Source organism: Pseudomonas sp. 2, assembly GCF_056627435.1.
Genome location: NZ_JBWXNG010000008.1, coordinates 138,937 through 161,801, shown reverse-complemented (window position 1 = coordinate 161,801; position 22,865 = coordinate 138,937). Strand labels below are relative to the sequence as shown.

Genomic DNA, 22,865 nt, shown 5'->3' with positions numbered 1-22,865 from the left:
TATCCCGCTTCTGGCCGAAGGCCGTGGGAGCCGGCTTGCTGGCGAATGCGGTGGGTCATTTAACATCAATGTCGGCTGGCCTGACGCATTCGCCAGCAAGCCGGCTCCCACAAAAAGCTAGCCAATCAGCATGAGCTCTACCAAGACCCCACCCTCGACATTGCGAATCTGCATCTTGCCGCCATGCAGCTGCACCACTTCCTCGACGAAGTTCAGCCCAAGGCCGGTGCTCTTGCGTCCGCTGTCGGGGCGAGGCAATGAATAGAAGCGTTCGCTCAGACGCGGCAATGCGTAGTCAGGGATGGGTTCGGCGCTGTTGAAGATCGACACCCCAAGACCGGCATCCGAGCGCTCTGCCATGTAACGCAAGGTGCCGCCGGCCGGGGTGAAATCCAGCGCGTTGTCGAGCAGGTTGCCGAAGGCCTGACGCAGCAGGAAACGCTCGCCGGCCAGGGTCAAGGCGGGGTCGATAGTTTGATCGATCTGCAGGCGTTTGCCGGCGATGCGCGCCTGCTGAGCGGCCAGGGTTTCATCGATCAGCGCCGACAGGCCAATGACCGCCCGCTCTTCCAGCCCCTGACGCTGCTCGACCATTGCCAGGTTCAACAGCCGCTCGATCAATTGCTGCACCCGCGCGCTTTCATTGTCGATATTGCCGACGAAGCGCGCCCGCTGCTCGGCCGGCATGTCACCCTGCAACAGCTCCGCCGCACCGCGAATCGCCGCCAGCGGGCTTTTCAGTTCGTGGGTCAGGGTGTGCACGTAACGCTCGACGTAGGCCTTGCCCTCCAGCTGCGTGCGCATATGTTCCACCGCGGTCGAGAGCTGCTCCAGCTCGCCACCGCGATAATGCGGCAGTTCGGCCCGGCGCCCCTCGCTTACGGCTTGGGCGTACTCGGTCAGGCGGCGCAACGACTTGCTCAGCCACCAGGACAGCAGCGCGCCGAAACCCAGCCCCAACACGATCAGCCCGGCGCCGTACCAGAGCAGGCGACGCTCGGTGCGGTCCACATAAGGCTGCAGGGAGCTGTTGGGTTTGGCCACCGTCACCACGCCGATGATCTGGTCATCGTCACGAATCGGCGCGCCCACGTGCATGATCGACGAGTTGGGGTCCTGCGGATCGAGGCGCGTCGAACGCGCGCCGTACTGCCCGCGCAACGTCAGGTAGACGTCGTTCCAGCGCGAGTAATCCTGCCCCACCGCCTCGCCGCTGGAGTCCAGCAGGACAATCCCCTTGGCGTCGGTGACATAAACCCGGTTATTCACTTGGTTCTTCGGCATGCCCCAGATCGTCGCGCCCGGCGTACGCAAACCGTACGCCTTGAGCACGTCGGGGAAATGGCTCTGGTTCAGAGTCCCGGCCTTGACGTCCTCGCGCAGCACTTCGGCCAGCAGGTTGGCGGTATCAACCAGGGTTTCTTCGGTGGACTGGCGCACGCCGGGGCGCACTTCCTTCATCACGGTGTTGAGGACGAAATAACCGGTCAGGCCGATGAACAGCGCATAGACCAGGAAAATCCGGATCCCCAGGCGCATCAGCTGTGTTCCGGGCTGTAGCTGTAGCCCAGCCCGCGGTGGGTCTGGATTGGCTCGGCGTCGCTGGCGACAGCCCGCAGCTTGGCGCGCAGGCTTTTGATGTGGCTGTCGATGCTGCGCTCGTAACCGGCATCACTGGGCACGCCGACGGCATCGAGCAATTGCTCGCGGCTGAACACCCGCTGGGGTTGTTCCAGCAGGCATTGCAGCAGGCGGAATTCGTGTCGGGTCAGGTTCAGGGCCAGGCCGCGATAGGCGATCTGCACACGCTCGGAGTCGACCACGAATACGCTGGCAGCGTGCACAGGGTCGCTACGCGGCGCCATGCGCTTGAGAATCGCCCTGACCCGCGCCGCCACTTCGCGCGGGCTGAACGGCTTGACCACGTAATCGTCGGCGCCGATCTCCAGCCCCACCACGCGGTCGATCTCGCCATCGCGGGCGCTGAGGAACATCACCGGCACTTCGCTGAAGCGGCGCAGCTGTTTGCAGGTTTCAAACCCGGTGATGTCGGGCAGGCCGATGTCGAGGATGATCAGGTCAGCCGGCGTTGCCCGCTGAAACTCCACCGCCGCCTGCCCCAACGACAACCATGTGGTGGTGAAACCCTCGCCCTGCAGGACATAAACCAGGGTGTCGGCGATGGCGGCTTCGTCTTCGACAATCAGAATGTGGGGCATGGCGTCCGAGCACGTGGCGTAAAGCCGGAACGGTGCCGCAAACCTGCCCCGATCGTCAATCAGCAGTCCGGCTTGTCGGCGGTGTAACGGCGCGCGGGGTTCACCGCCGCGCCAAACTCGCGCAAGGCCTTGGCGCCGATCAGCAGCGGGTAATTGAAGTGGCTGCGGTCGACCAGGTTGACCTCGACGGTGCGCTTCACATCGCCCAGGCACAGTTCCAGATCCACGACCGGGCGCTTGGTCGGATCGACCGGCTCGTCTTCGTCCTCACCATCGGCGCGGCCCTTGATCCGGCTGATGCGCGAGACCTTGTGCTCGTAGACCTTGTTGTCGGCATCCTTGGTCGCCAGGCGGAAACGCACCCAGTCCTCGCCATCGCGCTTGAACATCTCGATGTCCTTGGCCGACAGCGATGCGGTGAGCGCGCCGGTGTCCATCTTGGCCTTGAACGTTTCGCCGAATTCGGAGACCTGGATGTACTCGTAGCGGCCATACAGCGTCGGTTCGGCGGCCATCACAGGCAACGCCAGCAGAGACAGAAGCGCCAGAAGGGATTTCACGTGACAGGTTCCTCGTATGAATGGGCGTTGCGCGGACCCGATTTTAGACCGCAACTTCGTGCAACGTTCGGTCACTGACAGAGAACATCACAGTACATGTAACCGGGTGAAACATTTGTCGACGCCTGGCAAATTTGGTTACTTCGTCATACCTGCTTATCATTGCCCGCACCGTTCATGACCCCGAGTGCCTTATGCGTCACCTGCTCACCGGAATCGCCGTCACGCTGCTGCTCCTGCTCAACACCCTGGTGCTGTTCGGGCCGCTGATGGTCTTCGCGCTGCTCAAACTGGTGTTCCAGAGCGAAATGCGCGACCGCTGCTCCCACGCCGTGATGTGGATCGCCGAGACCTGGAGCGAGATCAACAAGCTGATTTTCAAGCTGTGCATCCCGACCCGCTGGGACATTCGCGGCGCCGAAGGCCTGCGTGGCGACACCTCGTATCTGGTGGTCAGCAACCATCAGTCCTGGGTCGACATCCCGGCGCTGGTGCAGGCACTCAACCGTCGCACACCGTTCTTCAAGTTCTTCCTCAAAAAGGAGCTGATCTGGGTGCCGTTTCTGGGGCTGGCGTGGTGGGCGCTGGATTACCCGTTCATGAAGCGCTACACCAAAGCGTTTCTGGCGAAGAACCCAGAGCTCAAGGGCAAGGATCTGGAGATCACCAAGGAGGCCTGCGAGCTGTTCAAGCGCCAGCCGGTGACCGTGGTCAATTACCTGGAAGGCACCCGCTTCACCCCGGCCAAGAAGGCCGATCAGCAATCGCCTTATAGCTACCTACTCAAGCCCAAAGCCGGTGGCGTCGCCTTCGTGCTGGCGGCGATGGGTGAGCAGCTCGATGCGGTGCTGGATGTGACGGTGGTGTATCCGCAGGCGAAGATTCCGGGCTTCTGGGACCTGATTTCTGGTCAGGTGCCGCGAGTGATCGTCGACATCAAGACCCGCGAACTCGACCCTGCGCTGTGGCAGGGCGATTACGAGAATGACCCGGTGTTTCGCGAGTATGTGCAGGACTGGGTGAACCGGTTGTGGACCGAGAAGGATGCGCGGATCGCTGAACTGCGCAACGACACACATTAATTGTAGGAGTGACCGGGGTGGCGCTCCACCTTGCTCGCGAATGCGGTGTGTCAGGCGCATTGAGGTGAATGGCACACCGCATTCGTGAGCAAGCTCACTCCCACAGGAATAGCGCTAAGCCGAAGGATTGGTGAGGGACTGGGTCACTTGGCGCCCCAAATCCCGCTCAACGCCGACAGCGCCGAGCCGCTCGCGCCCTGCTGCCCCAGGTACTGCAGGATCACTGGCACAAACTGGCCCACCATGTTGCTGTCCATGCCCATCGCGTTGAACGCCTTGTTCACGTCGCCCATGCTCTGCACGTTGCCCAGGGCGCTGTTAATCGCCGAGTTGCCGCCGCTGGAGCCGCCCAGCATGCCGCCCAGGCCACCCAGACTGCCCAGCGCCTTGGTGCCGGACAACTGATCCAGGCCCGGAACCGACTGGCTCAGCTGCGAATAATCATTGGTGGTCAGCTTGTTCTTGGCCAACCCCAACAACGCGCCGGTGCCGCCAACCGCCTGCTGCGGCGTGACGTCGAGTTGAGTGCCCAAGGCATTGAGCAGGCCTGCCGCCTCGGGCGCAGCCGTGGCCTTCTGCTGCCCGCCGGTGGCGTTGGAAACGGCATTGGCCGCGTCGTTCAGGTTGAAGGCGAAGACCGGCGTCGCCGCCAGCACCATCAACGTCGCCAGTGCAGCGCCGCGTGTGTTTTTCATGGAAATCTTCATCGGATCAACCTCGCTTGCTGGAAAACCGGCCATGGCCGGGTAAACACGCGTTGGACCGCTGCCTTGAAAGAAGTTCATCGCAGCGGGCCGTCATTCAAGCTCGACCAGCGGGTTCATCACGTCGATGAGCCTTCGCGGCTCAAAGAGCCTGGCCTGCTCACGTTGCCCCGGCGTTGCATTCGAAGCGGCTACCGTGGGCTTGCGGATGGCGTCGGTGAATGCCGGATCATTGCGCGACTTGTCACGCAGGGTCGTCAGGTGGAGCCCGCCTTGACGATCACTTTCCCAATACAGGGGTTCGCTGAAATGTCGCACCCGGGTCTTGGGCTCGAGCGTTTGCGAACTGCCCTGCAGATGCTGCCACCAGGACTTGTTCAAATTCGCCATCTGCTCGTGGCTGAGCCGATAATCCGGCGTCGAAGAGGTCAGCAGTTGTGCCTGAGTGATCAACGAAAAGCCCGCAAGCCAGGGGCTCCAGAGATCGGAGTTGGCGCTCATGAAACATTCGCCCGATGCGAATGCTGCCTCGCACGCGGCCAGATCAGGGTACGCAGGCGCCACTCGCACATGCTGCCGGTAGGCGGAGCGGAAGGCAGACTGACACACCTCCTTGGGGACTCCCGCCCACATGCACGCGTTGGCATTCTCGTAAAAGGCCGTGGAGGACACCCAGCGCGCCGCGCCCATTTCCGGATCGGCACTGGCCTGCACGACCGGGCTGAGCATTACCCATAAAGCGATCCAAGCAAGAACGCCTGCCTTCGAGGACTCGATAAACATGTACCACCCAAGACCAGAAAAAATCCGGGCGGACAAATAGCACGCAAAACCGACGCTCGAAACAAGCGGGCACGAAAGCCGACCTTTCCCCATGCATTTACGGAAAAAGCCTACAACAGACTCTGAAACGCCTTACTCCGAATGCAAAAAGGGCGACCCTGAGGTCGCCCTTTTCTGATTGCCGGAGGGATCAGGCGGCGCTGAACAGCTTGTGCGGGTCGATCACGAATTTCTTCGGAACGCCGGCATCGAACTCGCCGTAGCCACGAGGCGCGTCGTCCAGGCTGATGACCTGCACGCCGACCACTTCGGCGATGTTGATGCGGTCCCACATGATGGCCTGCATCAGGGCGCGGTTGTACTTCATCACCGGGGTCTGGCCGGTGTGGAAGCTGTGGGACTTGGCCCAGCCCAGGCCGAAGCGGATGCTCAGGCTGCCCATTTTCGCGGCGGCATCCACTGCACCCGGGTCTTCGGTCACGTACAGGCCGGGAATACCGATCTTGCCCGCAACGCGCACCACACCCATCAACGAGTTGAGCACGGTGGCCGGTGCTTCGGCCTTGGCGCCCGCATGGCCATGGCCACGGGCTTCGAAGCCCACGGCGTCGACCGCGCAATCGACTTCAGGCTCGCCCAGCAACTCGGCGATCTGCTCGTGCAGCGGGGTGTCCTTGGACAGGTCGGCGATTTCGAAGCCCTGAGCCTTGGCGTGCGCCAGACGCACAGGGTTGACGTCACCGACGATGACCACCGCTGCGCCCAGCAGACGCGCCGAAGCCGCAGCCGCCAGACCCACAGGGCCCGCACCTGCGATATACACCGAGCTGCCCGGGCCGACGCCCGCGGTCACGGCGCCGTGATAGCCGGTTGGCAGAATGTCGGAGAGGCAGGTCAGGTCACGGATCTTTTCCATGGCCTTGTCGCGGTTCGGCAGCTTGAGCAGGTTGAAGTCGGCGTACGGCACCAGCACGTATTCGGCCTGGCCGCCAGTCCAGTCGCCCATGTCGACGTAGCCGTAGGCGCCACCGGCCCGGGCCGGGTTGACGGTCAGGCACACGCCGGTGTGTTGTTCCTTGCAGGAACGGCAGCGCCCGCAAGCCACGTTGAACGGAACGGAGACCAGATCGCCGATTTTCAGGTTTTCGACGTCGCTGCCCTTCTCGATCACCTCACCGGTGATCTCGTGGCCCAGCACCAGGCCGACTTGAGCGGTCGTACGGCCGCGAACCATGTGTTGGTCCGAGCCACAGATGTTGGTGGAGACCACGCGCAGAATGACCCCGTGCTCGATCTTCTTGCCACGTGGGTCCTGCATTTTCGGATAGTCGATTTTCTGTACTTCGACCTTGCCTGCGCCGAGATACACCACACCACGATTACCAGACATGCTTTTCACCTCGCTGAATTGTTTTTATGGATACAGCTGTGTAGCGGAGAAATGCGTTGCTTGGGTGTTGCCGCAACGCAGTGGTTGCTCTGGGTGTTTCGTTTGTTTCGGAAATCAATGTATAGGAGCGAATTCATTCGCGATTGGCCAGTACATCCGCCACATTTGCGTCGGATTCACGATGGTTCGCGAATAAATTCGCTCCTACAGAGTTACAGGACGACAGTTCGGTTAGCGTTCAGGAACACCCGCCGTTCGATGTGATAACCCACCGCTCGCGCCAGGGTCAGGCCTTCGATGTCGCGGCCCTTGGCGATCAGGTCTTCGGGGTAATGGCTGTGATCCACCACTTCGACGCCCTGGGCGATGATCGGACCTTCGTCCAGGTCGTTGTTGATGTAATGCGCCGTCGCGCCGACCAGTTTCACGCCCTTGTTGTAGGCTTGGTGATACGGCTTGGCGCCCTTGAAGCCCGGCAGCAGCGAGTGGTGAATATTGATCGCCTTGCCATCGAGCTTGCGGCACAGCTCCGGCGACAGCACCTGCATGTAGCGGGCAAGCACCACCAGCTCGGCGCCGGATTCCTCGATCACCTTCCAGACCTTCGCTTCCTGCGCCGGTTTGTCGTTGGGGTCGAGGGGGAAATGGTAGTAGGGAATTTCGTGCCAGCGAGCCAGCGGCTCCAGATCCGGGTGGTTGGACACCACGGCGACCACGTCCATGGCCAGTTGGTTGATACGCTGGCGGTACAACAGGTCGTTCAGGCAGTGATCGGCCTTGGAGACCATGATCACCACTTTTGGCCGGTAGTTCGGCGCTGTCAGCTCGAAGCTCATGCCAAAGGTTTCAGCACGCTCGGCCAGACCCGCGCGAAAGGCGGCTTCGTCGAAACCGTCAGGCTGACGGAATTCGACACGAATGAAAAATCGGCTGGAAAGGCGGTCATCGAACGAGTGGTGTTCGGTGACGTAGCAACCCTGCTCGAACAGGAACCGCGTCACCGCATCCACCGTGCCCAGCACGCTGGGGCAGTCGGCGGTCAGAATCCAGGTATCGGGGGCGCGGCTCATGGGGTGTTGCTCCTGTTCAATCAATTTCTGCAGAAAAATGCAGATTCCCTGTGGGAGCGAGCTTGCTCGCGAAGGCGGTATTTCAAACACCGGATCTCTAGCGTCTGTACCAGCCTCTTCGCGAGCAAGCTCGCTCCCACAGGTGTGAAGGGTTCACCCCAAATCAGGCAGCGACGCCCAGGCCATACTCGGCGCTCGCATCCTGCAGCCAAAGCCACCAGTAATCGGCGAAGCTGCGGCGGATCAGCAGTTCCCAGGTTTCTTCGCCGGTACGGCGAATCACCAGTTGCGATTTGGCGAACACCGTGCCGACGGCCTTGCCCACCGGAAAGTTGCTCGGGTGCACGTCGTAGCTGGTGGATTTCATCAGCACATCGCGCACGTTCGGGCCGGTCAGTTCCAGAATGGATTGGCCACCGGAAACGTTGACCACCTGAATGTGCAGGCCGGCCAGCGCTTCGCGCAGCTTCTGCTCGACCGCGAACTCTTCGCCAGTCGGCACGATCAGCAGCCACTCGTCCGGGCCCATCCACTGGATCGAGCTGTCGCCGCTGGACACCAGCGCCAGCGCGCCTGGCAGTTCCATGCCCAGCGCCTTGTGGACACCGGCAGCGAAGGCCGGGTCATGGGCGTCGCCACGAATGGTCAGATGGCCCAGCAGTTTTTTCTCGCGTAGCACCACACCCGGGTTGGTGCGGCCTTTGCCGACCAGGCTTTTGAGGTCGGCATGAAACAGTGGCGACTCGGCTTTGACGTCGGTCGTTGGCCGCTGTTGGTAAACGTTGGCTGTGGTCATAAAGCACCTGTCTTGAATTCTGTTGTATCGGTTGGACCAGCATTCATGGTGTTTCTGATGGCCTCTTCGTGAGCAAACTCACTCCCACAAGGGTACGCGTTCTACCGTGGGAGTGAGCTTGCTCACGAATCGGTCAGGCGGCGCGGTGGTTCTGACGCACCGCGCCCGCCCGGACATCACTCCACGTTCTGCCGGTCACCCTTCGGATCGAAGAACACCGAGGACACGATTTCCGCCTCGATCACGCTGCCGTCCGCCTGAGGCGAGAACACGCGTTCGCCCATGCGCTTGAGGCCGCCCTTGACCACACCCATCGCGAACGAATAGCCCAGCGAGTTGGCCGCGTAGCTGGAGGTCACGTGACCGACCATGGTCATCGGGATCGACTGTTTAGGGTCGAATACCAGCTGCGCGCCTTCCGGCAGCCACTTGTTCGGGTCGACCGGTTTCAGGCCGACCAGTTGCTTGCGGTCCTCACGTACACAGTCTTCGCGAGCCATGCCGCGCTGACCGATCCAGGAGAACGGCTTGGTGCGACCGACACACCAGCCCATGTTCAGGTCGTCCGGGGTCATCGAGCCGTCAGTGTCTTGCCCGACGATGATGAAGCCCTTCTCGGCCCGCAGGACGTGCATGGTTTCGGTGCCGTACGGCGTCAGGTTGTACTTCTTGCCGGCCTCGGCGATTTTTTCCAGAACACCCATGGCGTAGTCGGCCTGGATGTTCACCTCGTAGGAAAGCTCGCCGGTGAAGGAAATCCGGAACACGCGAGCCGGCACACCACCGACCAGGCCTTCTTTCCAGGTCATGAACGGGAAAGCTTCACGGTCCAGGTCGATGTCGGTCACTTCGCTGAGCAGCTTGCGGCTGTTCGGGCCCGACAGGGTCAGGGTCGCGTAGTGGTCGGTCACCGAGGTGAAGTACACCTTCAGATCAGGCCATTCGGTCTGCTGATAGATCTCCAGCCATTGCAGCACGCGTGCCGCGCCACCGGTGGTGGTGGTCATGATGAAGTGGTTGTCGGCGACACAGGCGGTCACGCCGTCGTCGAAGACCATGCCGTCTTCTTTACACATCAGGCCGTAACGGGCCTTGCCCACGTCCAGCTTGGTCCAGGCGTTGGTGTAGATGCGGTTGAGGAACTCGCGGGCATCCGGGCCTTGAATGTCGATCTTGCCCAGGGTCGAGGCGTCCAGCAGGCCGACGCTGTCGCGCACGGCTTTGCATTCGCGCCGCACGGCGGCGTGGATGTCTTCACCGGCTTTCGGGAAGTACCAAGGACGTTTCCACTGGCCGACGTCTTCGAATTCGGCGCCGTTCTTGACGTGCCAGGCGTGCAGCGCGGTGAAGCGCACAGGCTCGAAGATGTGACCACAGTGACGACCGGCCACGGCACCGAAGGTGATCGGCGTGTAGTTCGGGCGGAACATGGTGGTGCCCATTTCCGGGATGGTCACGTTCAGCGAGCGGGCGGCGATGGCCAGGCCGTTGACGTTACCCAGTTTGCCCTGGTCGGTACCGAAGCCCAGCGCGGTGTAGCGCTTGACGTGCTCGACCGACTCGAAGCCTTCGCGGGTCGCCAGTTCGATGGCGGCAGCGGTGACGTCGTTCTGCAGGTCGACGAATTGCTTCGGCGCGCGGGAAGTGCCTTTCTCGTGCGGCACCTGGAACATCGCCAGGGTCGCTTCTTCGATGCGGCTCAGTGCTTTCGGAATCACGCCCTCGACTGGCTGGAAGCCCGCTTCGCTTGCGGCGCGCACACCGCCTTCAAAACCGTCAGCCAGCGCATCGCCGAGCGGGTAAACGCCGTTGATGCCGCCCACGCATACGCGCTTCTGCGGTGCTTCGCCCGGTACGAAACCGAGGATGTCTTCACGCCAGATCGGCTTGCCGCCCAGGTGGGAAGCCAGGTGAACGACCGGGCTGTAGCCGCCGGAGCTGGCGATCAGGTCGCAGTCGAGCCATTCGCCCGGGCTGGTGACCTTGTGCGATTTCACATCGATTGCGGCTACGCGAGCACCGCTCACGCGCTTGCTGCCGCGTGCTTCGATGACAGCGCTGCCAGTCAGGATGCGAATCCCTTTGGCCCGCGCTTCTTCAACCAGCGCACCGCGCGGGTTGTGGCGTGCATCGGCCACGGCGATCACTTGCAGGCCAGCATCGAGCCAGTCCAATGCAACGCGGTAGGCGTAGTCGTTGTTGGTCGACAGCACCAGCTTCTTGCCCGGTGCCACGCCGTAACGGCGCACGTAAACGGAGACAGCACCGGCCAGCATGTTGCCCGGCACGTCGTTGTTGCCGTAAACCAGCGGACGCTCATGAGTACCGGTCGCCAGTACCACACGCTTGGCGCGAACACGGTGCAGACGTTGACGCACTTGGCCAATCGGCGCGCGATCACCCAGGTGGTCGGTCAGACGCTCGTGGATGGTCAGGAAGTTGTGGTCGTGATAGCCGTTCACGGTAGCGCGAGGCAGCAGCACCACGTTCTTCAAGCCTTTCAGCTCTGCAACCACGGTCGCGACCCACTCAGCGGCAGGCTTGCCGTCCAGGCTTTCGCGGGAATCGAGCAGGCTGCCGCCGAACTCTTCCTGCTCGTCAGCGATGATCACGCGGGCGCCGCTGCGTGCAGCCGCCAGTGCCGCCGCCAGGCCGGCAGGGCCTGCGCCGACCACCAGCACGTCGGCGTGGTGGTTCATGTTGTCGTAGGTGTCCGGATCGTTCTCGGTCGGCGAACGGCCAAGACCGGCGGCTTTACGAATGTACTTCTCGTAGGTCATCCAGAACGATTGCGGGTACATGAAGGTTTTGTAGTAGAAGCCCGGTGGCATCATCTTGCCGCCGACTTTACCCAGGATCCCCATCACGTCGGTGTTCACGCTCGGCCAGCCGTTGGTGCTGGTGGCGACCAGGCCCGAGTACAGCGCCTGTTGAGTGGCGCGCACGTTCGGAATCTGGGTGGCTTCGGTCGCGCCGATCTGCAGCACGGCGTTCGGCTCTTCGGCGCCGGCGGCGAAAATGCCCCGTGGACGCGAGTATTTGAAGCTGCGACCGATGATGTCGACACCGTTGGCCAGCAAGGCCGAAGCCAAGCTGTCGCCTTCAAAGCCCTGGTAGGTCTGGCCGTTGAAGTTGAAGTTCAGAACCTTGCTGCGGTCGATGCGACCGCCGTTGGGCAGACGATTGGACTGGCTCATGCTTTGTCTCCCTTTCCGACGGCAGGCACCGGGTTCACGAACTGCGGCTTGGTGCCAATCAGATAGGTCTCGAGAATTTCGTAAGTCACGGTGTCACGCGTGGCGTTGAAGTACTGACGGCAACCGGCCGCGTGAATCCACAGCTCGTGGTGCAGGCCGCGCGGGTTGTCGCGGAAGAACATGTAGTCGCCCCACTGCTCGTCGGTGCAGGCGGCCGGGTCCAGCGGACGCGGGATGTGAGCCTGGCCGGAGCTGTGGAATTCCTCTTCGGAGCGCAGTTCGCCACAGTGAGGACAGAAGATATGCAACATGAGAAAGGTCTCCTGTTAGTGGGCGACGGCTGCAGCGCCGTGTTCGTCGATGAGGGCGCCGTTGTGGAAACGGTCGATGGAAAACGGCTTGGCCAGAGGGTGCATTTCGCCCTTGGCCAGGCTTGCCGCAAACACGTTGCCCGAGCCCGGCGTGGCCTTGAAGCCACCGGTACCCCAACCGCAGTTGAAGAACATGTTCGGGACCGGTGTCTTGGAGATGATCGGGCAGGCGTCCGGCGTGGTGTCGACGATGCCGCCCCACTGACGGTTCATGCGCACGCGCGACAGCACCGGGAACATCTCGACGATGGCCTGGATGGTGTGCTCGATCACCGGGTAGGAACCGCGCTGGCCGTAGCCGACCCAGCCGTCGATACCGGCACCGATCACCAGGTCGCCCTTGTCGGACTGGCTGATGTAACCGTGTACGGCGTTGGACATGATCACGCTGTCGATGATCGGCTTGATCGGCTCGGACACCAGCGCTTGCAGCGGGTGTGATTCGACCGGCAGACGGAAGCCGGCGAGCTTGGCCATGTGCCCGGAGTTACCGGCGGTCACCACGCCGACGCGCTTGGCGCCGATGAAGCCCTTGTTGGTTTCGACGCCCACGCACACGCCGTTTTCCTTGCGGAAACCGATCACTTCGGTCTGCTGGATCAGGTCAACGCCCAGCGCGTCGGCAGCACGGGCAAAGCCCCAGGCCACGGCGTCGTGACGGGCGACACCGCCGCGACGTTGCACGGTCGCGCCGATGATCGGGTAGCGGGTGTTCTTCGAGCAGTCCAGGTACGGGATTTCTTCGGCGACCTGTTTGCCGTTCAGCAGCTCGCCATCGACGCCGTTCAGGCGGTTGGCGCTGACACGACGCTCGGAGTCACGCATGTCTTGCAGGGTGTGGCACAGGTTGTACACGCCGCGCTGGGAGAACATGACGTTGTAGTTCAGGTCCTGCGACAGGCCTTCCCACAGTTTCATCGCGTGTTCGTACAGGTGGGCCGACTCGTCCCACAGATAGTTGGAGCGCACGATGGTGGTGTTACGGGCGGTGTTGCCGCCGCCCAGCCAGCCCTTCTCGACCACGGCCACGTTGGTGATGCCGTGCTCTTTGGCCAGGTAGTACGCAGTGGCCAGACCGTGACCGCCACCGCCGACGATGACCACGTCATAGACCTTTTTAGGGGTCGGCGTGCGCCACATGCGCTGCCAGTTTTCATGGTGGCTGAGGGAGTGTTTGAAGAGGCCGAAGCCCGAATAGTGTTGCATGGTGCTACTCCTGACTCAGCGGTAAACCGGGAAATCGGCGCACAGAGCGGCCACTTGGCTCGCGACGTTGGCCTCGACATCGGCATCGCCGAGGTTGTCGAGAATGTCGCAGATCCAGCCGGCCAGCGTAGTGCATTGAGCGACTTTGAAACCGCGGGTGGTGACGGCCGGGGTGCCGATGCGCAGGCCCGAGGTCACGAACGGCGATTGCGGGTCGTTCGGTACGGCGTTCTTGTTGACGGTGATGTGAGCGCGACCCAGTGCGGCGTCGGCGTCTTTACCGGTCAGGCCCTGACGGATCAGGCTGACGAGGAACAGGTGGTTGTCGGTACCGCCGGACACCACGTCGTAACCGCGATCGACAAACACCTTGGCCATCGCCTGCGCGTTTTCGATCACTTGTTGCTGGTAAGCCTTGAAGCCTGGCTCCAGCGCTTCCTTGAAGCACACGGCCTTGGCGGCGATGACGTGCATCAGCGGGCCGCCCTGAGCGCCGGGGAATACCGCGGCGTTCAGCTTCTTTTCGATCTCTTCGTTGGACTTGGCCAGGATCAGGCCGCCACGCGGACCGCGCAGGGTCTTGTGGGTGGTGGTGGTGACCACGTCAGCGAACGGAATCGGGTTCGGGTACAGGCCAGCGGCCACCAGGCCGGCAACGTGGGCCATGTCGACGAACAGCAGCGCGCCGACTTTGTCAGCGATCTGACGGAAGCGCGGGAAGTCCAGGGTCTTGGAGTAGGCCGAGAAACCGGCAACGATCATTTTCGGCTTGTGCTCGACGGCCAGACGCTCGACTTCGTCGTAGTCGATCAGGCCGGTCTTGGTGTCGATCCCGTATTGAACGGCGTTGTACAGCTTGCCCGAAGAGGACACCTTGGCGCCGTGGGTCAGGTGGCCGCCATGGGCCAGGCTCATGCCCAGAATGGTGTCGCCGGCTTGCAGCAGGGCCAGGTAAACGGCGCTGTTGGCCGAAGAACCGGAGTGCGGCTGAACGTTGGCGTAATCGGCACCGAACAGTTGCTTGGCGCGGTCGATGGCCAGTTGCTCGACTTTATCGACGTGCTCGCAGCCACCGTAGTAGCGCTTGCCCGGATAGCCTTCGGCGTATTTGTTGGTCAGGCCGCTGCCCTGGGCCTGCATCACGCGCTTGCTGGTGTAGTTTTCCGAGGCGATCAGCTCGATGTGATCTTCCTGACGCTGGTCTTCGGCATTCATCGCTGCCAACAGTGCATCGTCATAACCCTGGATCTGGTCTTGCTTGCTGAACATCGCGGTTCTCCCAGCGGCGGCGCGGCGCCTGAATTGTCGTGTAGGACTTGGTTTTGTCCCTTGAAGGCGATGGTAGGGCCGACGCAGAGAGGCTAGATGCCTACGCACGCCACGCAAAGGCGCGTTTACGACATGGTTTTGCGGGGAGGGGAAAATGGCCGGACGTCGAAGCCTGACGCAGTGCCCGAGACGCTTTGCCATTTCGGACAAACGGGCAGTGTTACTGTCAATAGTGACAGTATTCGGATAACCAGTGCGGTGTTACTTTTCAGTTTCCTGAGAAGGAATTCATCACACTGAAAGGAGCTCATCATGAATAAGCTCGCAGGGTCGCATCTCTTGACCCCCGCACTTTTCAAGGCCCGGTTTTCGAGAAAAAACAAACAGGCGCCAACGCCGGATCCCTTACTCTTTCTTTCTCATGGCGTGTTTCACGACTCGGATCTGGACCCACCAGGCTTTGTCAAACTCAGGGTCATTCAGGAACTGCCCAATGAAGAAGCACGCATCACCGTTTACAAAGAGGACACGGAAGAAACACTGTCGACCATCGTTCCAGTGAACGACGCCCGCTTTTACGCCACGCCCAACGACATCATTCATCAGAATGGAAAGCTGCACTCCGTCATCTTCAAGTTCATCTTCTACTCAGGCTGGATGCTTGCACCTAACATCTATCTGTGGGAAATCCCTCCTCTCGCAGCACCAGACGCCGTCGAATCCAGCATTGCGCTGTTCCTTCCCAAAGGGTCGCGTTTTCAGGCAGAGGGCGACGATGAAGATATTGTGATGGATCGAACTTTCAGAGTGTCCGCCGACCGGCAAGTTTCGGTCAATATCCGAACGGTTGACGGGCGAAGTTACTCAACCACGGTGACGGAAGTGGAAGCGGCCCGATGCGCAACACCCGGAGATTACTATGTGGGGAGCGGCGCTGAAAGGCTGTCGGTTGTATACCGCGTGACCACTCACGCCGATTCAAATCTGAAGCCTTCCATCCAACATACTCCACTCCCGACCGTGTGATCCACGGCATGAATTCGTGATGATCGTCAGTCATCAGCCTGATGAGGATGCTCGCACCTCAATGCGACGGACGGCGCACAAACCTGTCATTTATGACAGTTGCCAACCCCTATGAATGAGTACAGCCTGAAGGCTCACATCAGGAACACCCAAGGAGAACATGCCATGTCTCTTGAGATCACCGTCAATGGAACGACACTAACCGACCTGACCGAAGATCAGGTCATCTTCGCACTCAATCTCAAAAGGTCGGATTACATCTTTCACGAACAAAGTGGGGGGTGTGGACGGAGTCGAAATTCAAAACGCCGTCAGAAATATAATGAGCAATGGAGAGTCGAAACTTCACTTCATAGGAGAACTTGTATCCCGGCGTGATATTAACGGCCTAAAGGACAATTCGGAAGCAGTGATATTCTTCAGTTCAGCGTTACGCGGAGAAGTCGTGGAGCAAGATGGCAAGCAGCGCGTGATGAGCACAAAAACGCTGTTACCTTGGGGCGACTGGCAATACCAGCTTGCCGACCCGGCGTGACAACTTTCGAAGACCGAGTTAATCAGCAGATTCATCCCGACGATTTAACAGGAAATAGATACCATGACCATCTCCGTTACCATCGACGGCCGTACCCCTGTTTTAAAGAGCAACCACGTTGAAAATATCGTCAAACTTAAAAGTGGCGACAGCGTAGATTTCAGAGACGCTGAAGGCCAGCATACCGTTTTCGTCGGCCAAATGACCCGAATAGATAAAGGCCCTGACAATTACGAACTCCATATCTCGAAGGCAAGTAGCAAACACCCCAGAGAGCCCACTGTTCAGCATCCCGACAAGCGCACTCAGAAAGCTGCAGATGAGTTCTACTTCGATCACCCTGATGGACGAGAGATCATAACAGACACTATTGCTCAGAACTTGATCCTTGCAACCGGCAAGGGCGAGACGTTGACGTATAAAAATGTCGACTACAGCGTCTTCCACAAGCAACTGATGATTTATGATTCCGTCATTTGGTACGTCACTGCCACACCCGTTTGAGTCACGGATATTCGAACGTGGGGCGGATTTTGTACTACGTGTAAGAACAAGCGATGGAGGCCATCCAGGGAAAGGAGCGCATCGCTTCTCTCACGAGTAGCGATGCACACTCTTTACAGGTCAGCTTTTGGAGCCCAAAACACCATCAGCCCTGAACATCCCGCGAATCCCCCGCACAGCCTGGCGAATCCGGTCCTGGTTCTCGATCAGGGCAAAGCGCACGTGGTCGTCGCCGTACTCACCGAAACCGACACCCGGCGACACGCAGACCTTGGCCTCGGCCAGGAGCTTCTTGGCGAATTCCAGCGACCCCATGTGTGCATAGGCCTCGGGGATCTTGGCCCAGACGTACATCGAAGCCTTCGGGTTTTCGACCATCCAGCCCAGCTCGTGCAGGCCTTTGACCAGCACGTTGCGGCGCTGGCGGTATTGCTCGGCGATGTCGAGCACACATTGCTGGTCGCCTTCCAGCGCAGCAATCGCCGCCACTTGCAGCGGGGTGAAGGTGCCGTAGTCGTGATAGCTCTTGATCCGCGCCAGGGCGCTGACCAGCTCGGGGTTGCCGACCATGAAGCCGATGCGCCAGCCCGCCATGTTGTAGCTCTTGGACAGGGTGAAGAATTCCACCGCGATGTCCTTGGCGCCCGGCACCTGCATGATCGACGGGGCTTTCCAGCCGTCGTAGACGATGTCGGCGTAGGCCAGGTCGTGCACTACCAGCACGTCGTACTGCTTGGCCAGCGCCACGACGCGCTCGAAGAAGTCGAGTTCGACGCACTGGGCGGTCGGGTTGGACGGGAAGCCCAGGATCATCATCTTCGGCTTGGGGATCGAGCCGCGAATGGCTTTCTCAAGCTCGGCGAAGAAGTCGACGCCCGGCACCAGCGGCACGGAACGCACCTGGGCACCGGCGATGACCGCGCCATAAATGTGGATCGGATAGCTGGGGTTGGGCACCAGCACCGTGTCGCCCTGGTCAAGGGTGGCGAGCATCAGGTGCGCCAGCCCTTCCTTGGAGCCGATGGTGACGATGGCTTCGCTTTCCGGGTCGATATCGACCTCATAGCGAGTCTTGTACCAGCTGGAAATCGCCCGACGCAGACGTGGAATGCCACGCGAAGTCGAGTAGCCGTGAGTATCTTCACGTTGGGCGACGGTGACCAGTTTTTCGACGATATGCGGTGGAGTTGCCCCATCGGGGTTGCCCATGCTCAGGTCGATGATGTCCTCACCACGACGACGAGCTGCCATTTTCAGCTCGGCAGTGATGTTGAACACGTAAGGGGGGAGTCGATCGATGCGCGCAAAGCGGCGCGGCGAACCTTGGTCTGCCATGTGGAGCCTCTGAAGACGTAAGCGCCCGGAACCGTCCGAGCGACGCTGGCCACTGCGGTGGCCTGTGCGGAAGATACGGGGCGTGATGGCGGTTTGTCTACACCCGGATGATGCAGACCTGTAGGAGCGAATTCATTCGCGAAAGATCGTTCAGGCATCGGGATGTGTCGCCTGGACCATCGCATCGCGAATGAATTCGCTCCCACAGAGGAATGCGGTGTGTCATTCAATGTTGCATTGCCTGATCTGACGCATTCGCCGGCAAGCCGGACTGCTACGGGTGCGATATCAGCATGCGCAGGCCGTACAACAGCAAAAAATGCCCCGGATAAATCACATACGCCCAGCGCCGCATCGGCCACACGCGCCGCAGGGTACGCCAGCGCAACAGGCCCAGCCCCAACCACGGCCCGAGCAGGCAGGTGAGCAGCGCGCCGATGGAGATCGGATCGCCCCAAAGCATGCCGTCGATGATCTTCGGCCATTCGTTGCTCAACAAACACACGATGCCGGGCAACACCGCCAGCCACAGCGAGCCACGCATCACCAGAAAAAATGCCGTGGGCAGCAACACGCCGAAGGCGCCGAACATCAGATGCGGCGCAAACGCGACACCCATTCCCAGCGCAGCCACGCCCATGATCCGCATCGGCCAGGCGCGGCTGGCCACCCCTTGCGCTACCAGCAGGCCGAGCACCAGCGTCGGCATCACATTGAGCGTCGTCACGTCACCGGCCATGTACAGGCGGTAGGGCAGCTCGGCGATCAGCGAAAACACCGCCAGCCACAGCAGGTATTTCCAGTCCGGCGAAGGCCGTATCGCCTGGGTCATCGCCCGCCGCACATTCGCTGCGATGGCCAGGCAGAACCAGGCGAACGCCAGGCGCCCCGGCACGTACAGCCAATCGACCGACCAGCCGACATAGCGCAAGTGGTCCAGCACCATGCTCAGCATCGCCAGCCACTTGAGCAGGTCCAGGGTGCGGTCGCGGACCGGATGCACGATCAAATTTGCCTGGCTCATCTCACTCCGCGTTCTGGTTGAATTTTTGTGACGCAACAAAGCAAGACCAAACCATGAAATCTTGGTTACAGTCGCTGCCTTCGACTACAGGGAACCGGCCATGTCAGACCAAAGCCAGCAGTTTGCCAGCGACAACTATTCGGGAATCTGCCCCGAAGCCTGGGCGGCCATGGAGCAAGCCAATCATGGCCACCAACGCGCCTATGGCGACGATCAGTGGACAGCGCGCGCCGCCGATCAATTCCGTCAGCTGTTCGAAACAGACTGCGAAGTGTTCTTCGCCTTCAACGGCACGGCGGCCAACTCGCTGGCGCTGTCGTCGTTGTGCCAGAGTTACCACAGCGTCATCTGCTCGGAAACCGCTCACGTCGAGACCGACGAATGCGGCGCGCCGGAATTTTTCTCAAACGGCTCCAAGCTGCTGCTCGCGCGCAGCGAGAACGGCAAGCTCACGCCCGACTCGATTCGTGAAGTCGCGCTCAAGCGCGCCGACATTCATTACCCCAAACCGCGGGTCGTGACCCTGACTCAGGCCACCGAGGTGGGCAGCGTCTACCTGCCTGAAGAACTCAAGGCGATCAGCGACACCTGCAAGGAACTGGGCCTGAACCTGCACATGGACGGCGCCCGCTTCGCCAACGCCTGCGCCTATCTGGGCTGCACCCCTGCCGAGCTGACCTGGAAAGCCGGCATCGACGTGCTGTGCTTCGGCGGCACCAAGAACGGCATGGCGGTAGGCGAGGCGATCCTGTTCTTCAACCACAAGCTCGCCGAAGACTTCGACTATCGCTGCAAACAGGCGGGGCAACTGGCGTCGAAAATGCGCTTTCTGTCCGCGCCCTGGGTCGGCCTGCTGGAAAACGACGCCTGGCTCAAACACGCGCGCCACGCCAACAGCTGCGCGCAATTGCTGGCCAGCCTGGTGAAGGACATTCCGGGGGTCGAGCTGATGTTCCCGGTGCAGGCCAACGGCGTGTTCCTGCAACTGTCGGAAGCGGCCATCGCGGCGCTGACGGCCAAGGGCTGGCGTTTCTATACCTTCATCGGCAGCGGCGGCGCGCGGTTCATGTGTTCGTGGGACACCGAAGAAGCCCGCGTGCGGGAGCTGGCGGCGGATATCCGGTTGGTGATGGGGGCCTGACTCAGGCCAAGACCCAACTCCAATCCTGTGGGAGTGAGCTTGCTCGCGAATGCGGTGTGTCAGGGACGTATCTTCCGACTGGCACACCCCATTCGCGAGCAAGCTCACTCCCACAGTCACGTGAAACGCACGGGGTCGGCGTCAGAACCTCACCCCTGCGCGATGGTCTTCTCGATCACCTCGACCGTCGCGCTGACCTGCTCTTCATAACGGCTCAACTCTTCGGCGTGCTGGCGCTGCAACTCGACCTGCTTCGAACACAGGTTCAGCGCCGCCAGCACCAGCAGGCGGTCGCCGATCAGAGTCGGGTAGCTGCGCTTGGTTTCCGACAGGGCCGTCTTGAGCATGGTCACCGCGTCCATCAGCGCCTGTTCCTGTCCGGCCGGCGCCTTGATGGTGTAGTCATTGCCCAGGATGGAGATGACCTTGGTGGTGTCGCGATCGAGGATCATGCGCCGACCGCGCCAACGCTGGTCGCACGGTCCACCAGAGCCTGGATGCGGGCTGCGGTGGCGCCCTGCTTCTCTTCCTGCTCCAGCAGGCTCAGTTGCAGGCTGTCGTTGTCATCCCTGGCCTTCTGCAACTCTTCAGTGAGTTGCGCGTTCGTGGCCTGCAGCTCCTGATTCTGCTGCACGAGGTCTGCGACGAGCTTTTCCAACTGGCTTAGGGATGCTTCCAACATTTTGATTTCTCAGGCAAATTTCAAAGGGCGCGTACGATAAAGAAAAGCGACTTCGGCTACCAGTGAAATCAGGGCATTTACGCCGCAACACCGAGCAAAAAAGCACTTCGTTCACTTCAATTGCGCAAACGCATAACGGACCTGATTGACTGCGTTTTCGCCCTCTTGTTCCTGCTGTTCGTCAGATAGGCCACCTGCGACATAAACGCACGCAATGGACCAATGGGTTCAAGTCTGCGAATGCGCGACCGATAAGTCATGCATTCCCCACCATTATCATTTCGTCTCGCATGGATTGCGGCCTGTCAGGAACCGTCATGTCCCTACGTAATATGAACATTGCGCCCCGCGCATTCCTCGGCTTTTCCATCATCGGCCTGCTGATGCTGATTCTCGGCGTCTTCGCGCTGATGCAGATGAGCAAGATCAACGACGCCACCGAAGTCATGGCCACCAACAGCATGCCCAGCATCAAGTCGCTGGACCGGCTTACCGAAGGCAGCATCCGCCTGCGCGTGCTGTCGTATCGCCTGATGCTCAACCGCGAGCCGGAAACCCTGGCCAAGACCGTCGAACTGCTGGCCATGCGCAATCGGCAGATCGAGGAAGCCCGCGCCATCTACGTCAAACTGATCGTCGCTCCCGAGGAACAGGCCACTTACGATCAGTACGTCAAACTGCTCAACGACTACCGTGCACTTGAAGACCGCATGAAAGCCCTGAGCAGCGCCAACAAGCTCGACGAGCTGGCCACCCTGCTGGGCGCCGACCTGCAGACCAACTCTGATCAGATGAACACAGTCCTGGGCAAGCTGGTGGAGATCAACACCCAGCAGCTCAACAACACCAACAAGGACGCGTCGAATCAGTACTCGACCGCCTTCACCATGGTCGTGACCCTGCTGATCATCGCCACTGCACTGACGCTGCTGTTCGCCTGGCTGTTGACCAACAGCATCACCCGGCCCATCGCCGCGGCGCTCAAGGCCGCTGAAGAAGTAGCAGAGGGCGACCTGACCCGCACCATCACCGTCGACGGCTCTGACGAAGCCGGCCGCCTGCTGGGCGCCATGCTGAAAATGCAGTCCAAGCTGCGCGATACGCTGCAACGCATCTCCGGATCCGCCACTCAGCTGGCTTCGGCGGCCGAAGAGCTGAACGCGGTGACCGACGAAAGCGCCCGCGGCCTGTCGCAGCAGAACAACGAAATCGAGCAAGCCGCCACAGCCGTCAACGAGATGACCAGCGCCGTCGAAGAAGTTGCGCGCAACGCCGTCAGCACCTCGGAAGCCTCGAAAAACGCCACCACCTCGGCCAGCGACGGTCGCGATCTGGTTCAGGAAACCGTGAGCGCCATCGAGCGCATGAGCGGCGACGTACAGAGCACCGCGACCCTGATCGGCAACCTGGCCGACGAATCCCGCGACATCGGCAAGGTGCTGGACGTGATCCGCGGTCTGGCCGACCAGACCAACCTGCTGGCACTCAACGCCGCCATCGAAGCCGCGCGGGCAGGCGAGGCCGGTCGTGGTTTTGCCGTGGTCGCCGACGAAGTTCGCGCACTGGCCCACCGCACCCAGCAGTCGACCAGCGAGATCGAGCGCATGATCGGCAGCATCCAGGGCGGCACCGAACAGGCGGTCAACTCCATGCGCAGCAGCACCGAGCGCGCCGAGTCCACCCTGAACATCGCCAAGGGCGCAGGCGTGGCGCTGGACACCATTAACTCTGCGGTGGTGGAAATCAACGAGCGCAACCTGGTCATCGCCAGCGCCGCCGAAGAACAGGCGCAAGTTGCCCGCGAAGTGGACCGCAACCTGGTCAACATTCGCGACCTGTCGACCCAGTCGGCCACCGGCGCCAACCAGACCAGCGCAGCCAGCAACGAGCTGTCGCGCCTGGCAGTGGATCTGAACGGCATGGTGGCGCGGTTCCGGTTGTAATCAGCCCAGACAAAAAAGGGGGAATGCG

22 protein-coding genes are annotated in these 22,865 nt (G+C 61.1%); 6 read left to right on the top strand and 16 right to left on the bottom strand.

What is annotated here, in order from left to right; all coding sequences use genetic code 11:
- Window positions 1-117 precede the first annotated feature (117 nt).
- The 3 genes from creC to rloA2 are packed head-to-tail and all read right to left on the bottom strand — an operon-like array spanning window position 118 to window position 2,779.
- On the bottom strand, window positions 118-1,539 hold the full coding sequence (gene creC / locus AC1MEK_RS15560; protein ID WP_480397181.1) for a two-component system sensor histidine kinase CreC: 1,422 nt from the start codon (window positions 1,537-1,539) through the stop codon (window positions 118-120).
- On the bottom strand, window positions 1,539-2,219 hold the full coding sequence (creB, locus tag AC1MEK_RS15555) for a two-component system response regulator CreB (protein WP_480397180.1): 681 nt from the start codon (window positions 2,217-2,219) through the stop codon (window positions 1,539-1,541). Before creB ends, creC begins: the two co-directional genes overlap by 1 nt.
- Window positions 2,220-2,278: 59 nt before the next feature.
- Complete coding sequence (gene rloA2, locus AC1MEK_RS15550; protein ID WP_480397179.1) at window positions 2,279-2,779, bottom strand: retropepsin-like aspartic peptidase RloA2; 501 nt, start codon at window positions 2,777-2,779, stop codon at window positions 2,279-2,281.
- A gap of 194 nt (window positions 2,780-2,973) precedes the next feature.
- Here rloA2 and AC1MEK_RS15545 point away from each other — a divergent pair, with 194 nt between their 5' ends.
- Window positions 2,974-3,861 carry an acyltransferase gene (locus AC1MEK_RS15545; RefSeq protein WP_480397178.1) on the top strand — a complete coding sequence of 296 codons (888 nt, stop codon included), beginning with the start codon at window positions 2,974-2,976 and terminating at the stop codon, window positions 3,859-3,861.
- Window positions 3,862-4,004: 143 nt separating this feature from the next.
- On the opposite strand, the gene AC1MEK_RS15540 is transcribed toward AC1MEK_RS15545, so the two are convergent.
- The 9 genes from AC1MEK_RS15540 to glyA all read right to left on the bottom strand — a co-directional run bounded on the left by AC1MEK_RS15540 (window position 4,005) and on the right by glyA (window position 14,647).
- Complete coding sequence (locus AC1MEK_RS15540; RefSeq protein WP_480397177.1) at window positions 4,005-4,556, bottom strand: DUF2780 domain-containing protein; 552 nt, start codon at window positions 4,554-4,556, stop codon at window positions 4,005-4,007.
- A 102-nt stretch (window positions 4,557-4,658) separates the two neighbouring features.
- Window positions 4,659-5,348 carry a DUF1190 domain-containing protein gene (locus tag AC1MEK_RS15535; protein WP_480397176.1) on the bottom strand — a complete coding sequence of 230 codons (690 nt, stop codon included), beginning with the start codon at window positions 5,346-5,348 and terminating at the stop codon, window positions 4,659-4,661.
- Window positions 5,349-5,538: 190 nt separating this feature from the next.
- Window positions 5,539-6,738, bottom strand: a complete 1,200-nt coding sequence (gene fdhA / locus AC1MEK_RS15530) for a formaldehyde dehydrogenase, glutathione-independent (RefSeq protein ID WP_480397175.1) — start codon at window positions 6,736-6,738, stop codon at window positions 5,539-5,541.
- Window positions 6,739-6,950: 212 nt separating this feature from the next.
- A complete protein-coding gene (purU, locus tag AC1MEK_RS15525; RefSeq protein ID WP_480397174.1) occupies window positions 6,951-7,808 on the bottom strand; it encodes a formyltetrahydrofolate deformylase in 858 nt (285 codons plus the stop codon).
- Between the two features lie 163 nt (window positions 7,809-7,971).
- A complete protein-coding gene (locus tag AC1MEK_RS15520) occupies window positions 7,972-8,604 on the bottom strand; it encodes a sarcosine oxidase subunit gamma (RefSeq protein WP_480397173.1) in 633 nt (210 codons plus the stop codon).
- A 176-nt stretch (window positions 8,605-8,780) separates the two neighbouring features.
- Window positions 8,781-11,801 carry a sarcosine oxidase subunit alpha gene (locus AC1MEK_RS15515; RefSeq protein WP_480397172.1) on the bottom strand — a complete coding sequence of 1,007 codons (3,021 nt, stop codon included), beginning with the start codon at window positions 11,799-11,801 and terminating at the stop codon, window positions 8,781-8,783.
- Window positions 11,798-12,112, bottom strand: coding sequence for a sarcosine oxidase subunit delta (locus AC1MEK_RS15510; RefSeq protein ID WP_108237749.1), 315 nt, complete (start codon window positions 12,110-12,112; stop codon window positions 11,798-11,800). Before AC1MEK_RS15510 ends, AC1MEK_RS15515 begins: the two co-directional genes overlap by 4 nt.
- 15 nt (window positions 12,113-12,127) lie before the next feature.
- The gene (locus tag AC1MEK_RS15505) at window positions 12,128-13,378 is read right to left on the bottom strand and encodes a sarcosine oxidase subunit beta family protein (RefSeq protein WP_404636635.1); all 1,251 of its coding nucleotides are present in this window, start codon (window positions 13,376-13,378) and stop codon (window positions 12,128-12,130) included.
- Between the two features lie 15 nt (window positions 13,379-13,393).
- Complete coding sequence (gene glyA / locus AC1MEK_RS15500) at window positions 13,394-14,647, bottom strand: serine hydroxymethyltransferase (protein ID WP_480397171.1); 1,254 nt, start codon at window positions 14,645-14,647, stop codon at window positions 13,394-13,396.
- A gap of 312 nt (window positions 14,648-14,959) precedes the next feature.
- Between glyA and AC1MEK_RS15495 the strand changes: the two genes are divergently transcribed.
- The 3 genes from AC1MEK_RS15495 (at window position 14,960) to AC1MEK_RS15485 (ending at window position 16,712) form a co-directional block, all read left to right on the top strand.
- On the top strand, window positions 14,960-15,673 hold the full coding sequence (locus AC1MEK_RS15495; RefSeq protein ID WP_480397170.1) for a hypothetical protein: 714 nt from the start codon (window positions 14,960-14,962) through the stop codon (window positions 15,671-15,673).
- Between the two features lie 283 nt (window positions 15,674-15,956).
- Window positions 15,957-16,208 (top strand): hypothetical protein, encoded by a 252-nt coding sequence (locus AC1MEK_RS15490; protein ID WP_480397169.1) that lies wholly within the window; start codon window positions 15,957-15,959, stop codon window positions 16,206-16,208.
- A gap of 63 nt (window positions 16,209-16,271) precedes the next feature.
- Entirely contained in the window at window positions 16,272-16,712 is a 441-nt protein-coding gene (locus AC1MEK_RS15485; RefSeq protein WP_480397168.1) for a hypothetical protein, read from the top strand.
- A gap of 120 nt (window positions 16,713-16,832) precedes the next feature.
- On the opposite strand, the gene alaC is transcribed toward AC1MEK_RS15485, so the two are convergent.
- Window positions 16,833-18,047: an alanine transaminase gene (gene alaC / locus AC1MEK_RS15480; protein WP_480397167.1), complete on the bottom strand. Its 1,215-nt coding sequence runs from the start codon at window positions 18,045-18,047 to the stop codon at window positions 16,833-16,835.
- A 274-nt stretch (window positions 18,048-18,321) separates the two neighbouring features.
- The gene (locus tag AC1MEK_RS15475) at window positions 18,322-19,071 is read right to left on the bottom strand and encodes a TraX family protein (RefSeq protein WP_480397166.1); all 750 of its coding nucleotides are present in this window, start codon (window positions 19,069-19,071) and stop codon (window positions 18,322-18,324) included.
- 100 nt (window positions 19,072-19,171) lie between these two features.
- Here AC1MEK_RS15475 and AC1MEK_RS15470 point away from each other — a divergent pair, with 100 nt between their 5' ends.
- Complete coding sequence (locus AC1MEK_RS15470; protein ID WP_480397165.1) at window positions 19,172-20,212, top strand: threonine aldolase family protein; 1,041 nt, start codon at window positions 19,172-19,174, stop codon at window positions 20,210-20,212.
- A gap of 149 nt (window positions 20,213-20,361) precedes the next feature.
- Here the strand turns inward: AC1MEK_RS15470 and AC1MEK_RS15465 are convergent, their stop codons facing one another.
- The gene (locus tag AC1MEK_RS15465; protein ID WP_480397164.1) at window positions 20,362-20,664 is read right to left on the bottom strand and encodes a cell division protein ZapA; all 303 of its coding nucleotides are present in this window, start codon (window positions 20,662-20,664) and stop codon (window positions 20,362-20,364) included.
- Window positions 20,661-20,894 (bottom strand): hypothetical protein, encoded by a 234-nt coding sequence (locus tag AC1MEK_RS15460; protein WP_480397163.1) that lies wholly within the window; start codon window positions 20,892-20,894, stop codon window positions 20,661-20,663. Before AC1MEK_RS15460 ends, AC1MEK_RS15465 begins: the two co-directional genes overlap by 4 nt.
- A 317-nt stretch (window positions 20,895-21,211) precedes the next feature.
- Here AC1MEK_RS15460 and AC1MEK_RS15455 point away from each other — a divergent pair, with 317 nt between their 5' ends.
- Window positions 21,212-22,837 (top strand): methyl-accepting chemotaxis protein, encoded by a 1,626-nt coding sequence (locus tag AC1MEK_RS15455; RefSeq protein ID WP_480397162.1) that lies wholly within the window; start codon window positions 21,212-21,214, stop codon window positions 22,835-22,837.
- Window positions 22,838-22,865 lie beyond the last annotated feature (28 nt).